The organism is Nostoc sp. ChiSLP03a, from assembly GCF_034531215.2.
Lineage (GTDB): Bacteria > Cyanobacteriota > Cyanobacteriia > Cyanobacteriales > Nostocaceae > Nostoc.
Genome location: NZ_JAVRBQ020000155.1, coordinates 72912 through 87708 on the forward strand (window position 1 = coordinate 72912; position 14797 = coordinate 87708).

The window sequence follows — 14797 nt, forward strand, 5'->3', positions numbered from 1 at the left end:
TACCTCCTGCTCCCATTTATTTGTTAACTACTCGTTGTTGGTATTCCTGCTCAGTAATCATATCAAGAGTGTTCTCTAGACGATCTACAAATACAATACCGTCGAGATGATCGTACTCGTGTTGAAAAATCCGAGCGATAAAATCGGTTAATTCTTGTTTTTGTAAATTGCCTTCAGAGTCAGTGTATTCGACTTCAATAGATTTATACCGAGGAACTAACCCCCGAATTCCTGGAACACTTAAACAACCTTCCCAATCTTTGACAACTTCAGTTGAATGAGCAATGATTTTGGGATTAATCATGGCAGTAGGTTCCATTTCTGGCGCATTGGGATACCTAGCATTAGGACGGGAAGCCACAATAAATAAACGATAAGATTGTGCTACTTGAGGCGCAGCAATTCCCACGCCGTTAGCCTTGGCAACAGTGGCGATTAAATCTTCAATTAATTTTTGAATCTGCTCATCTTGAATATTTTCAACCCAAGCAGCTTTTTGGCGCAATGTTGGATTGCCTAATTGAATTATTGGCGCTAATTCAGTCATGATAAAAATCCTTTTAGGAATGGGGCATTGGGCATTGGGCATGGGGCATTGGGGAAGTATAGTATGTCAGTTGTTTTTCAAATGACAAATGACTAATGACAAATGACTAATGACAAATGACTAACTTCATCCTTCACGTCTGACTGGCAAAGGAGCAGGTTGAACTCCTACTTGGACAATTTGCCCATTGCGTTCCACTTCTATGGGTAATTTAGTACCGATTTTGCTCTTTTCTACTAGCTTTTGTACTTCTTCAATTTTAGTAACAGGCTGGCTGTTAATGCTTTTAATCACATCACCGACTCGTAAACCAGCCACAGATGCAGGCGATCGCGGCACAATCTCAACTAGCAAAACGCCTTCATCTGCTGTCAGATTTAAGCGATCGCCTGCGACATTTTTGATTCTTTCTTTATTTTCTGGTGTCAATGTCACCATCTGCACACCCAAATAAGGATGATCCACTTTGCCTTTAGCGATTAATTCTTGGGCTATCCTTTGCACGGTGTTAATGGGTATAGCAAATCCCAAGCCTTGAGCGCCTCGAATAATCGCTGTATTCATTGCAATCACTTGACCGCGAGCATTGAGCAATGGTCCACCGGAATTACCAGGGTTAATTGCAGCATCCGTTTGGATGTAATCAACCCGCTTGTCACTTGCACCGATATCGCTACTAGAACGCCCTGTAGCACTAATAATTCCAGATGTGACGGTATTATTCAACCCTAATGGATTACCAATGGCAATTACAGCTTCTCCTGGTTGTAAGGCATCGGAGTTACCCACAGCTAGAGTTGGCAGATTATTCGCATTAATTTTGATCGTTGCCACATCTGTTACTGGGTCTTCACCCAAAACTTTCCCATCAAAAGTCCGGCCATCTTTGAGTATAACAGTCACTCTATCAGCACCATCTACCACATGGGCATTGGTAACAATTTGACCGGAAGAATTAATAATAAATCCAGAGCCACTACCGCGTTCTACGCGTTGTCTAGGCTGTGGCGCTCCTTCTCCAAAAAACCGCCGGAAAAATGGATCGTTGTTAAATTCGTCTGGTACGCGAGAAGTAATTGTTCGGGAAGAATCAATCCGAACTACCGCAGGCCCCACCTGTTGCACTACTTTCACTACAAAATTAGGATCTCCAGACGAAGAGAAAATCGGTGGGGGGACAATTACCGGATTAGGTTGTGTTGTGTTTTGGGCTTGAGTATCGCTTTGCTGATTATCAACAGTCCTAGCAGGTAAAAGAGAGCAGCTCCCCAGGAACACCACTGCTACCCCGTATGAGAGCATCCACAACCTCTGGGGTAAACCCCTGGTTTCAATCTTTTTGGGTGCTGAGTGATGGTTTGTTATCTTCATGTGTCGTTGCTTCTCCGTGTCAATGAGAGTGCTGAGTTAAAAGTGCAAAGTGCTGAGTTAAAACCGCTCATTAGGGACGATGCATATATTGGGTACAAAAGCTGTGAGAAATTTTATTTTACTCACCACTTAGCACTCAGCACTCGGTTTGGTCAGTGGGTGTTAGGATCTTGCCTACTGGGTAGATCCCAAAATGGTTACAACTTAAAAGCTTATTTTAGGTCTAGCGTGTCTCAATGCTAAATTAGTGCTTTCTCTTCTATTGTGACGATTAGCAGCAAAGGTGGTGGATAATGGAAATTCCCATAGAAAGTCTGTGGAGTCAGGTACTAGAGCGCCTAAAGCTTGAACTATCCCGACCTACCTTTGAAACTTGGATCAAAACTGCTAGTGCAGAGCGATTAGAAAATAATTGTTTGGTTATCCGCACTCCTAACCCATTTGCTCGTAATTGGTTACAGAAGTATTACATCAATACGATTGCTCATGTAGTCCAAGATATTCTCGGTCATCCCGTAGGAATTTACATTACTGTTGCTCAAGGCGATCAAGTTTCTCATTTTAGTGAACGAGAGGTTGCTTGGGAATCACCAAATTCCAGCAGTATTTCTGAAGCTGTTCCTAATCACAATCATCAAACTACCGACTTAAACTCTAAATATGTCTTTTCGCGGTTTGTAGTTGGTGCTAACAATCGTATGGCTCATGCTGCTTCTTTAGCAGTTGCAGAATCTCCAGGGAAAGAGTTTAATCCTTTGTTTTTATGCGGTGGTGTTGGCTTGGGTAAAACTCATCTGATGCAAGCTATTGGTCATTATCGCTATGCAATTTTTCCTAATTGTAAAATATTTTATGTTTCTACTGAGCAATTTACTAATGATTTAATTACAGCTATCCGTAAGGATAGTATGCAAAGTTTCCGAGAGCATTACCGAGCGGCTGATGTTTTATTAGTTGATGATATTCAGTTTCTGGAAGGAAAGGAATATACCCAAGAGGAATTTTTCTATACTTTTAATACTTTACATGAAGCTGGTAAACAAGTTGTCATTGCTTCCGATCGTCCGCCCAACCAGATTCCTAGCTTGCAAGAACGTCTTTGTTCTCGGTTTTCTATGGGTTTAATTGCAGATATCCAAAAGCCCGATTTAGAAACGAGAATGGCAATTTTACAGAAAAAAGCTGAGGATGAAAATATTAGTCTTCCCCGCGATGTAATTGAGTATATTGCTTCTAACTATACTTCTAATATTCGAGAATTAGAAGGAGCTTTAATTCGGGCGGTAGCTTATATTTCTATTTGGGGTTTACCGATGACGGTGGAAAATATCACGCCAGTTTTAGAACCGCCTAACGAAAAAATGGCAGCTACCCCAGAAGCAATTTTAAAGGTGGTGGCGGATAATTTTGATGTTTCAATAGATGACCTCAAAGGTAACTCGCGACGAAGAGAGATTAGCTGGGCGCGTCAATTAGGAATGTATCTCATGCGCCAACACACAACCTTGAGTTTGCCGAGAATAGGCGAGGAGTTTGGTGGTAAAGACCATACAACGGTAATCTATAGTTGCGATAAAATTACCCAACTCCAGGAGAGCGATCGCACCTTAGTACAAACTCTACGTGAATTGAGCGATCGCATCAATATGACTAGCCGTTCTCAAAAACCATCTTGAAGATGTATTGTAAGTTTTCCACAAGCAGCAGTCTGAATTATGAGCTTTGACGGCTGAAGAATTAGTCAAGAATATTAAGTAACGTCTAAAAATGGATTAAATTTAACTTCAATTGTGGAAAAAACTGGGGAAAACTTGATATTCTACAGTCAAAACTTAATTAAGTATAATTACCTTGTGGAAAAACTCAAGTACTTTTCCACAAGTTTTCCACAAGCTAAACTTGCCTAATATCATAATCGGATTGAACACAAGAGCAAGTTTCAGATTCTCTAGTGGAAGAAGTGTTAGACTTCTTGCTATTCATAAAAGGTAGACAGGATCAGAAAAATTCTACATCTGATAGTGAGCAAAGCCAGCCATCTGAGCAAAGCATTCTAGAGCGTATGGGAGGAATTCCCCAACATTTGCTTAATGTTGGTAATTTATCAGACCGAGATGTTTGGAGAGCGGTTATTGCATCGCGGATAAAGCAGAGCCACCAACAGGAATCATGACCTATTATCCTACGATTTAAGTAGATACAGGTTTGTTAGTTGCTTTTTACGACTCAGCAGACTCACATCACGATCGGGTGGTTGAGTTTTTTGCTGGATGTACCAGTCGATTGGTAACAAGTGAAGGTTGTGTCACTGAAGTGATGTGGCTATTAGCCTTTGACTGGCAGGTGCAAAACGAGTTTCTGTCCCACCTAGCAAATCGCATCTACGAGTGTGAATCGCTTACGTCTCAAGATTTTGCTCGGATTGCTGAACTGAATGCCCAGTATGCTGATTTGCCAGGAGATTTTTCGGATTTATCCCTTGTGGTAATTTCTGAACGCCTGAATGTCGCTGCAATCGCCACACTGGATAAAGATTTTAATATTTATCGGCGCTATCGTAACCAACCGTTTAAACGAGTTTTTTACCCTTAAGCAACTTCATCAGCTATGCCTACGCCTACACGCTAATCAAACAAATAGCGATCGCCTATAAACATAAGGATGTTAGGATATCTTTCACAAGCTGTATCTGACTTATGAAATTAGTTTGCTCCCAAAGCGATCTCAGTACAAACCTCTCACTCGTTAGTCGTGCAGTACCTTCACGACCAACTCATCCAGTACTTGCCAATGTGCTGTTACAAGCGGATGCCCAAACTAACCAAGTAAGCTTAACAGCCTTCGATCTCAGCTTGGGAATCCGCACCAGCTTTAACGCAGAGGTATGGGAAAGTGGGGCGATCGCACTTCCTGCTAAGTTACTTGTAGACATCACCTCTCGTCTTCCAGAAGGCGAAATCACTTTAGACGATGAATCAGCCTTGACAGGTGCAACATCTGGTGGAGAAGGTTTAATTGTCACACTCACACCCAAGAGTGGACATTACCAAGTCCGAGCAATGGGGCCGGAAGAATTTCCCGAACTGCCTGTAATTGAAAATACAGAAGTAATTCATCTCACCACCACCGCATTAATTGAAGGATTACGCGGTTCATTGTTTGCTACCAGTGCTGATGAAACCAAGCAAGTACTCACTGGCGTGCATTTAACAGTTAAACAAGACACCCTAGAATTTGCAGCTACAGACGGACATCGCCTCGCAGTCGTAGAAACTAGCAACGAGCGTCCTTTAGGCGGAACTAGTCAAGTAGAAGTGACAGTACCAGCTAGAGCATTACGCGAACTTCAACGAATGTTAGCTCATAGCGCCTCATCAGATGAACCTGTAGCTTTATATTTCGATCGAGGTCAAGTTGTATTTGCATGGCAAAATCAACGCTTGACTAGTCGCACATTAGAAGGACAATATCCTGCTTATCGACAATTAATTCCCCGCCAATTTGAGCGACAAGTAACAATCGAACGGCGACAATTTGTCAGCACTTTGGAGCGGATTGCTGTGTTAGCCGATCAGAAAAATAATATTGTTAAACTCAGTATTGATAGCGAAGCCCAAGAAATTACCTTATCTTGTGAAGCTCAAGATGTAGGCAGTGGTAGAGAGCCGATGCCCGCCCAAATTTCTGGTGAAAATATCGAGATTGCCTTTAATATTAAATATTTGATGGAAGGCTTGAAAGAGTTACCATCTTCAGAAATTCAAATGCATTTAAATCAAAGCCTAACTCCAGTGATTTTTACACCATTGGGAGGTTTGAAAATGACCTATTTAGCTATGCCGGTGCAACTTAGAAGTTAGAAGTTATTAAGGAAGGCAGGAAGCAGATAGCGTCGGCGGCAAGCGAGTCCACGATCGTCGGGCAGTTTTTGCTGGAAGAAAACTGCCCGGTAGTTGAGCGACTTGCCCTGACTTGTAGTGAGTTTCGACTACGCAGTAGTTGAGCGCAGTCGAAACTCTGTACAAATGACCAATGACCAATGACAAATGACAAATAACTAATGACGAATTTGTTTAATCGGAATTTCAATCCAAAATTCTGTACCTAACCCCGGTTGAGAATGACATTTAAAAACACCACCGTGTTTATCTACAACAATCTGATAACTAATTGATAATCCCAAACCAGTGCCTTTTCCCACTGGCTTAGTTGTGAAAAAGGGATCGCAGATTCTTGCTCTGAGAGCTTCGGGTATTCCTGGCCCATTGTCTGCAATCCGAACTACTACACTCTTGATATTGCCTTCAAGTTCTCCAAAAGCAGTACGGATAGTAATTTGGCTGCTATGAGGTTTTGATTGAGATTCTGTGTAATCTTCTAAAGCATCGATCGCATTGCTTAAAACATTCATGAATACTTGATTTAGCGGCCCGGCATAGCACTCTACTAAAGGAAGGTTGCTGTATTCTTTGACTAATTTAATCGTCGGACTTTCTGGTTTTGCTTTCAAGCGATGCTGCAAAATTAGCAAGGTACTATCAATACCCTCATGAATATCAACTGGTTTTTTTTCTGCTTCGTCAAGGCGAGAGAAATTCCGTAAACTCAATACAATCTGCCGGATGCGATCGACCCCAATTTTCATGGAAGATAGAGTTTTAGGCAAATCCTCGATGATAAATTCTAAGTCGATCTCAAAGGCGCGATCGCGAATTTCAGGACTAGGGTTGGGAGTATTTTGCAAATAGAGGTCTAGGATACTGAGTAAATCTTGGGTGTAATCGTTGACATGATTAATGTTGCCATAAATGAAGTTCACGGGGTTATTAATTTCGTGAGCCACACCCGCTACCAATTGCCCTAGTGAGGACATTTTTTCAGTTTGGATCAGTTGGGTTTGAGTTTGCTGTAAATCATGCAAAGCTTGAGCTAGCTTTTGCGTCTGCTCTTTGGTTTGATGATGTAATTGGGCTTGTTGGAGTGCAACCCCAAGCTGATTGGCAATTTGAGTAATAAATTTAATTTCTGAAGCTTCCCAATGACGGGGTGCAGAATTCTGGTAAGCTGCTAACAAGCCCCATAGCTGTTGCCCGATAAATATAGGTGCGATCGCATAAGCTCTTGCTTGAATTTGCTCTAAAGCCGTAACATGGCATTGAGAGTGGCCAACTTCATAGATGTCATCGACTACAAAGGTTTCATTGTGACGATATCGCCCACCTTGGGTTTCTTGTAAATAGCTATCTTGCCAAATTGTATTTGTATCAGAATTTACTAACTTTAACCAGTTATCGCCCACAAACTCGGCAATATATTCACCACTCCAATCAGCCTGGAAACGGTAGACTGCAACTCGATCCGCTTGTAATGATTTACAAATTTCTTGAGTAGTTGCCTGAAAAATTGCATCTAGATCGAGAGATTCTCTAACTTTCGCCACAACTTCAAACAATACCCGTTGTTGTTCTGCTGCTTGTTGCAAATCTAATGTCTGTTGTCGTGTCTGAGATAGTAAATCAGCTTGCTGGAGTGCTACCCCCATTTGGGCGGCAATCTGACTGAGAAAGTTAACTTCAGAAGTTTTCCATTGCCGAGGGCCAGTGTGTTGATAAGTTGCCAGCAAACCCCAAAGTTTTTGTCCAACAAAAATTGGCGCAAGCACAAAAGCGTAAATTTGAAACTGCTCTAGATTGTCGAGATGACACTGAGTAAACCCCATTTTGTAGATGTCATCGACTGCAAATGTTTCATTATTGCGGTAGCGTCCTCCTTGTGTGTCTTGTAAGTAGGTGTCATTCCAAATTGTGTTAATACCTAGTTCAGATTCATTCGACCAGTATGGACTCGCAGCCTCAAAATCTCCGACAAATTCACCACCCCAATTAGCATCAAAACGATAAACAGAAACGCGATCGGCTTTGATTAATTGACAAACTTCTTTAGTTGTGGTTTGAAAAATCGTATTTGTGTCTAAAGATTCTCGAATTTCGGCAATAACTTTAAACACAGCTTGTTGTTGTTCAGTTGTCCGTTGTAACTCAGCTGTGCGCCTTCTAACTTGTTTTTCTAAATTTTCATTGAAGACTTGGACTTGTTGGTATAATTCATATTGCTGAATTGCAGAAGCGAAGTGTTTACTGAGGTTTCTAGCCAGTTCAATCTCTTCAATTGTCCATTTTTGAGCTTGTGCTTGTTTAGATTCGCGCCAAACCTCAAAGGATCGCCGGGGATACTGTTGCCTTTGATCGCCCTCATGCTGTCCCGCCCATAAAGTTTCTGTATCTATCTCGTTGCGGAAAATACTTAAGTAGCCCAACAGCTGCTGACGATACTGGAGTGGAATCATCAATATGCTGCGAATTTTAGTTGGTTGAAAAGCAACTTGCAAACTTCGCAAGCCAGGAGTGTTATATATATCTGAAATTGCCCAAACATCGTAGTTAGTAGACTTGTAGTGTTCCTGCCAGATACTATACTGTTCGATTAGTGGATATATAGTTTGTTCTGGCATTACAGGTTGCTCTCCACAGATATAAAGCTTTATACAAGTATTTCCTGGTATTAAGCATTCTGTTAAGCTGGTGACGTTGCCATTATGGAAATCAAGAGCTTCATTTCTAATACAAAGCCTGCCACCAACACCATTAAAGGCAGCAACAGCTGCTTCTAGGGCTGGCTGTAAGACAATCGTCGGCAGTGAATGTAATAAGGTAGCAATGCGGTTAACGATCGCTTCTCGTTCGGCTGTTTTGCGAACTTGAGTGTGAAGGGTACTTTGAGCGATCGCTATTGACAGCTGCTCGACTACCATTTGTATGGCTTCTAGCTCATATTCTGAAATCAAACGCGCTTGGGAATTATGAGACACCAGCAGCCCCCAAAGTCGATCTTGATAGAGAATAGGTGCTACTACAGAGGATTTTACCCCCATTGCCGTCAAATATTCAATATGGCAAGGGTCTACAGGGCGGTAACGGATCTCCTCTAAGATATCTCCATTATCCAAATCACGCAGGTGAATTTGACCAATCTCTTTAGTTTCAACATTCACAACAGAACGCACCCGTGATTTGATAAATAGTTCGCGGGCATAAGATGGAATGTCATCGTAGGGAAAATTTAGTCCTAGTAGCGACGGCAAACAATTTTTATTAATCGATTCAGCAATTACTTGACCACTACCATCAGGATGAAATTTGTAAATCATCACTCGATCGGTTTTTAATAGCGATCGCACTTCTGTCGTTGTTACTGTTATAATTTCTTCTAACTCTAAGCTGCGTCGAATACGGTTTGTAATGCGGCGCAGAAAACTTTCTTCATCGCGACATAAGGGTAAATCTTGTTCGGGATTGGAGGTCATTGTTATAGCAAAATAAATTAATAATTTGAAAAGTGGCATAATTAAATCTAAAGACATTGTGAAAGTTATTCGATCAATTTGTCTTCAGTAAAACTACGGTCAAATCATTAATAAAAATATTTTTTTCGCTTTGATTAAAATTCACCAAAAAATCATAAAAACAGACGCTAAAAAGATTGCGTCTGTACTAGCTACAAGATAAAATTCTTGCTTTTTAGTTTTAAGTTTTTGTTGACAAAGTAAAGTTCAACAAAATTAAACTCTTGTATTGTCAACAAAGCGGATTTTTAGATAGTCATTTTCCATCTTTGCTCCGCCTGGTTGTAGTGCTGCTAAGGCTTGTGGCAAAACTAAGTTACGACGATGGTTGCCAATAGTAATGTTTAATTCGTCTCCAGTTTTACTTAGTTGAACTTGGTCTTTAGGAATACCAGGTAAGTAAAGTTCTAAGCTGTATTGGTTTTCCTCTTGCACTACTCTAAGAGTTGTTTCTTTGTAATAAACCTGAGTTGGATCTTCATCTTTATAAAGAGTTTCTTTCAGGCGTTCTAATGCAGCCAATCCACACATTTCCTCAGAAAATAGGGGAACTTCTTTCACAGGCAAAGGGTGAAAATCATCATGAATTTCTCGGCGATATTGCTCCTGACTTTCTTTCCAACGTTGAAAAAATGGGTCTTGGACTTCATTTGGAATAATCCGATTCGCCACGACTAAATCTGTTGCAACGTTATATAAACTCAGATAAGCATGGGCCCGGAGAGACTCTTTAATCACCATTTTTTCGGGATTAGTGACAAGACGAACTGAGGTTTGAGTATTATCTGTTAATACTTTTTCCAGAGCTTCAATTTGTTCATAAAACTCATAAGGTGCATCCATCACTTCTTTATCAGGTAGCGAAAAACCGGCAATTGGTCTAAACAAAGGTTCAACCAGGGGTCGAAGTGTTACCGAGATGTTTTGAAATGGTTTGTAAAAACGACGCATATACCAGCCACCGACTTCCGGTAAACTCAGCAAACGCAATGCTGTGCCAGTGGGGGCTGAGTCGATAATTAAGACATCAAACTCACCTTCATCGTAATGGCGTTTCATCCTTACCAAGCCAAAAATTTCATCCATGCCTGGTAAAATTGCTAATTCCTCCGCCTGTACGCCATCTAAGCCCCTTGCCTGTAAAACTTGGGTAATATAACGTTTCACAGCACCCCAGTTTCCCTCCAGTTCTTGCAGTGCATCAAGTTCAGCACCCCAGAGATTTGGGCGAATTTTTCGGGGTGTATGTCCCAGTTCCATATCAAAACTGTCTGCGAGGGAGTGAGCGGGATCTGTACTTAAAACCAACGTCTGATAGCCCAGTTCCGCACTACGGAGTCCAGTTGCAGCAGCGACGGAAGTTTTGCCCACGCCGCCTTTACCAGTCATCAAAATTACACGCATATAAACAAAAAACCTATGCTTTGAGAGTTTATTTTTCAGAAAATGCTCAGTTAATGCTCAAATACCATAGCTTAAGTAATTAAACGCCAATAACAAGTATAAATAAATACTTATAATTGATGCTCAATAAATGCTCGCACACTTTTAACCTCAAAAAAACTCCAAGTAATACTTTAAGTCTAACTCACTCCCTACCAGACAAGGGTTACAGCCGTTTTATTCCTCTTCCTTCCTCGATCTGATTGAGTGCGATCGCAGGGAAGGCTATAAGTGAAGTAACGTAGCTAGTTTTATATCCAGCGTTACCAGTTGCTTTTAAACCATAACGACGGCAGAAATCACGTAACTCTTGAATAGTTTTGCTTTCAAGTTCCGAACGTGTGAGTATTTAGCCTAACTCATCGGTTGGGTTTTGCTGCAATAACTGGTCAAGCTTAGTTTCTAGTGCTGAGAGTTTTTTAAGAATTGTGGGGCGATCGCCATCAATAGAAATTAGTAAATTGGTTATTCTCTCTTGTATATTCGTTAATTGTGCGACTGCATTCTGAATTTGGAGCATTCCTTCTCGAAGTTCTTGGCGTTCTTGTCGTGCTTCTGCCATTTCATCTAACATAGCTTGGACTGTTTTAGCATTACTCTCAATTAGATGTTTGAGTTCTTTATCAGTCATTGCGATCGCGCTTTGCAGTTGAGTTTATTATTAACTCTAAAGTATTGAGTGATTTTGTTTCAATCCCCAATAGGGCAGTTGTGCTACTATGCACTATGGTTGAATTATCTAAAAACTGCGATCAGGGCTATTTACTAGCAATTAGATTTTTTATTCTCATAGCAAATATCTATACCTCTAGACACTAGTCGTTACAAGGCTTGAGTGTTGCTTTTTGTGTGCTAACACCAATTTGAAAAATGATTGCGACAGATGGATTCATACCAAGCCAGACGCACCAAGGCAATTCCCAATCCAAAATCTAAAATCTAGAATCTAAAATGGTATAACTTTGGGTAATTTTTAGTACTACAAAAAGTGAAGTGTTCTTGTTGCACTTGAGATAACCGGCTGCTGCGGTTATCAAGCCCTCATCCCACTCCACAAGATTGGATAATTTATTTGTTGGAAATTCCTAATTCACAGTCCCAAGCACATTTTGCTGTAGAGGAACGCCACTAAAAGCAATTTCCTCAACATTCAAGACATTCAAGGTGAACTCATCACGCTTAATGGTGTAATTGTTGGGGCTGCCTGTACCTGTAATAATGTAATCACTTTTGAGATCGGACAGAATTAGCTTATCCGATCCCGATCCACCATCGATCGTGGCATTACCGTAACCAACATCAAATATGTCATTTCCACTTCCACCCTTAATCAAGACATCGGCAATAGCGCCCCCTTGATCGGAAACAGTATTACCGTTAGCATCAATTCGACGAGCTTTGAAGTAATCGTTACCATTTCCGCCATCAATGGTGCCACCTTGAATGCCAATGCTGGTGCCATAGCCAGTAAGGATATCAGCTCCTGACCCTTGATAAATAATGCCATCAGTATTAAGAATACCTGTGCCTTGACTAATGCCAGTGCCAATAAGGGTATCATTGCCATCGCCTAAATTGATTGTGCCACTGTTAATAATGCCTATACCTACACCAGGTGCAAGCTCCACTGGGCCTTGCCCAAAAGGGTCATCAGCGTAGAACCCTGCACCGCCTGTGCCTGTGCCAGAGAGATAGTCGTTTCCCTGCCCAACAGCGATCGTGCTACCCTTGCTGTTGGAGATGCCTACACCCCTACCCGCATCGTACGATCTAAAAGGTTCTTCCATTGCATCACTGCCCTTGCCGATACCAACAATAGAGTCGTTTCCTTTCTCTCCACTAATGTTGCTACCACCACTGTTGAAGATACCTGTACCTTCTCCTCCAGTACTACTAATTCCACCAGTTCCAGTTCCCTTGATGGAATCGTTCCCTTCTCCTCCATTAATGTTGCTGCTCTGACTGTTAGAGATTCCTATAGCATTCCCCTGAAATACTCCAATTCCAGTTCCCTCAATAGAATCATCCCCAAATCCTCCATCAATGCGGCTCTTCTGAGTGTTTTGGATACCTATTCCACCATTTCCGTCACCTCCCGTTCCGGTTCCCTCGATCAAATCTTTTCCGTCTTCTCCATTAATGTAACCACCCTGAGTGTTAGAGATTCCTGTACCAGGTTGAAAGTTTCTATACCCGGAACCACCACTGCCTGTGCCAGAGATGGTATCGTCTCCAGTCCCTGCATTGATGATGCCACTGTTAGCAATGCCTGTGCCTGTGCCACCAGCGTCAGTGTCGTCGCCGCCAGTGCCACTACCCTCGATAGTATCGTTACCTGCTTGAGTATCGATGACTCCGTTTTTTAGAACCTCAATTCCAATTGCTGGGATTGCATTATCCTCTTGTCCCACCACTAAATCGGAACCAGAAGTGCCTATGAATGGGGGTAAAGAAACAATTAGTCTGGACATAATATAATTTTCCGCAATTGTGTGTGTTGAAGTTTTAACCTGTGAAAGTCTTGCTCTTTGAAGAAGAATTTTCTAAGTTTATAAGCAGTAGTTTCTAAACAAGGGTTAGGCAATAACAGATCGAGTAAACGACAATTCATCTTCATCAAGCTAGTACCTGTTTACTCTACTTTGGACGCACAAGTTTTATGCAGAGTCAGCCAATTTTTTATAAAAGTTCATAGTCTGCCAAAATTAGAAGAATTACGGGTAGCGAAAAAATCAAAGACCCAAATCAAATTAGTTAGCCAACCGTAGTTGTTCGCTCTCCCCCATCAAAAAATGATTAAGAGGCAACGGGGATGGAAGAGTAAGTTCATCAACTAAAGCAACTTTGGACAATTTAGGCAATATAATTGCAAAATAACTTATGGAGTTTTAGGTTAGGTAAAATTTGCAATCTCTTGGGAAAAAATTTCATCCACTTATCAATAGTCAGAACTATTTCCAAAAAAATCCTGTCTAAAAATAAGTTATACTTCAAAGATTTCAGGGAAGATGAGCAATACCAAGATAGTATATGTATGTTTATTCCTTTTTCTGATAATTGTCTTGTTTAATATGTTAGCAAGGCAAATCCAGAGAAATTCTTTACCCGTAGCTGAACAACAGGCAATCAGAGTTTTATTTATTGGCAACAGCTATACATATTTCAACGATCTTCCTTGGTTGACACAACAGTTAGCTGCCTCAGCGAAAGAAACTAAAAAGTTAGAAACTGAAATGGTTGTGATTGGTGGAGCGACACTTCAAAACCACTGGAAACGTGGTAAAGCACTCAGGCTTTTGAAAGCGAAACGCTGGGATTACGTAGTACTACAAGAGCAAAGTACTTTACCAATGACCAATCCCCAGGAAATGTACAAGTACGCTACTCTGTTTGATGCCGAAATTAAACGAGTTAATTCCCAAACACTATTTTACTTAACTTGGGCAAAGCAAAATCAACCAGAAACGCAACAGATATTGACTGATGCTTATATGAACATTGCTCAAGAACTGAAAGCTAAAGTTGCACCTGTGGGAATAGCTTGGCAAAAAATTCAGGAAGCGAATCTGAAATTAAACCTTTACAGTTCGGATCGAAGCCACCCTAGTCCGATTGGATCGTATGTAGCAGCGTGTGTATTCTATACAACACTTTATGGTAATAGTCCTGTAGGCTTGACTCGTCGTATATATAGTAGCGACTCTAGTACGCCACAAGAAAACAATAGAATTGAGTTAGAAAGTTTAAGTGAAACAGATGCCGAAATGATTCAACAATTAGTTGAGTACATCTTCAGAAAGAATTCAGAAGTCAGTATTTAGGAGTCAGAATCAATTAACGGAAATTAAAAGTAAAAATACTGCTACACATAAAGAAATTTAGAATGGTAGGTTTGGTTGAGTGACAAAGAATCCCAAAAAAGCCTTGATAATTTTGGGTTCTGATAAACTTGATGCTATGTTTTATTAAGACTCTCTAAGTTACATTGCGTTTGGACATAATTGCATTTTGCTGAGAGAGGGCAATCATTACAA

General features: G+C 41.0%; 11 protein-coding genes. 5 read left to right on the plus strand and 6 right to left on the minus strand.

The window, feature by feature from the left end; genetic code table 11:
• Nucleotides 1-16: 16 nt before the first annotated feature.
• Together def and RMY32_RS26485 are read right to left on the minus strand one after the other, a co-directional pair.
• A complete protein-coding gene (def, locus tag RMY32_RS26480; RefSeq protein ID WP_322704675.1) occupies nucleotides 17-547 on the minus strand; it encodes a peptide deformylase in 531 nt (176 codons plus the stop codon).
• Nucleotides 548-673: 126 nt separating this feature from the next.
• Entirely contained in the window at nucleotides 674-1918 is a 1245-nt protein-coding gene (locus RMY32_RS26485) for an HhoA/HhoB/HtrA family serine endopeptidase (RefSeq protein ID WP_322709436.1), read from the minus strand.
• 293 nt (nucleotides 1919-2211) lie between these two features.
• Here RMY32_RS26485 and dnaA point away from each other — a divergent pair, with 293 nt between their 5' ends.
• From dnaA to dnaN, 4 genes are all read left to right on the plus strand, one after another.
• The gene (dnaA, locus tag RMY32_RS26490) at nucleotides 2212-3594 is read left to right on the plus strand and encodes a chromosomal replication initiator protein DnaA (protein ID WP_322709437.1); all 1383 of its coding nucleotides are present in this window, start codon (nucleotides 2212-2214) and stop codon (nucleotides 3592-3594) included.
• Between the two features lie 275 nt (nucleotides 3595-3869).
• Nucleotides 3870-4091: a hypothetical protein gene (locus RMY32_RS26495; protein WP_322709439.1), complete on the plus strand. Its 222-nt coding sequence runs from the start codon at nucleotides 3870-3872 to the stop codon at nucleotides 4089-4091.
• A 32-nt stretch (nucleotides 4092-4123) separates the two neighbouring features.
• A complete protein-coding gene (locus RMY32_RS26500) occupies nucleotides 4124-4510 on the plus strand; it encodes a PIN domain-containing protein (RefSeq protein ID WP_322709441.1) in 387 nt (128 codons plus the stop codon).
• Nucleotides 4511-4614: 104 nt separating this feature from the next.
• The gene (gene dnaN / locus RMY32_RS26505; protein WP_322704682.1) at nucleotides 4615-5778 is read left to right on the plus strand and encodes a DNA polymerase III subunit beta; all 1164 of its coding nucleotides are present in this window, start codon (nucleotides 4615-4617) and stop codon (nucleotides 5776-5778) included.
• Nucleotides 5779-5975: 197 nt separating this feature from the next.
• On the opposite strand, the gene RMY32_RS26510 is transcribed toward dnaN, so the two are convergent.
• From RMY32_RS26510 to RMY32_RS26525, 4 genes are all read right to left on the minus strand, one after another.
• On the minus strand, nucleotides 5976-9281 hold the full coding sequence (locus RMY32_RS26510; RefSeq protein WP_322709443.1) for a GAF domain-containing protein: 3306 nt from the start codon (nucleotides 9279-9281) through the stop codon (nucleotides 5976-5978).
• A 255-nt stretch (nucleotides 9282-9536) separates the two neighbouring features.
• On the minus strand, nucleotides 9537-10724 hold the full coding sequence (locus RMY32_RS26515; RefSeq protein ID WP_322709444.1) for a TRC40/GET3/ArsA family transport-energizing ATPase: 1188 nt from the start codon (nucleotides 10722-10724) through the stop codon (nucleotides 9537-9539).
• 388 nt (nucleotides 10725-11112) lie between these two features.
• On the minus strand, nucleotides 11113-11394 hold the full coding sequence (locus RMY32_RS26520) for a hypothetical protein (RefSeq protein WP_094350381.1): 282 nt from the start codon (nucleotides 11392-11394) through the stop codon (nucleotides 11113-11115).
• Nucleotides 11395-11848: 454 nt separating this feature from the next.
• Nucleotides 11849-13234 carry a calcium-binding protein gene (locus RMY32_RS26525; protein WP_322709445.1) on the minus strand — a complete coding sequence of 462 codons (1386 nt, stop codon included), beginning with the start codon at nucleotides 13232-13234 and terminating at the stop codon, nucleotides 11849-11851.
• A gap of 600 nt (nucleotides 13235-13834) precedes the next feature.
• On the opposite strand from RMY32_RS26525, the gene RMY32_RS26530 reads away from it, so the two are divergent.
• Complete coding sequence (locus RMY32_RS26530; protein WP_322709447.1) at nucleotides 13835-14584, plus strand: SGNH/GDSL hydrolase family protein; 750 nt, start codon at nucleotides 13835-13837, stop codon at nucleotides 14582-14584.
• Nucleotides 14585-14797: the final 213 nt, after the last annotated feature.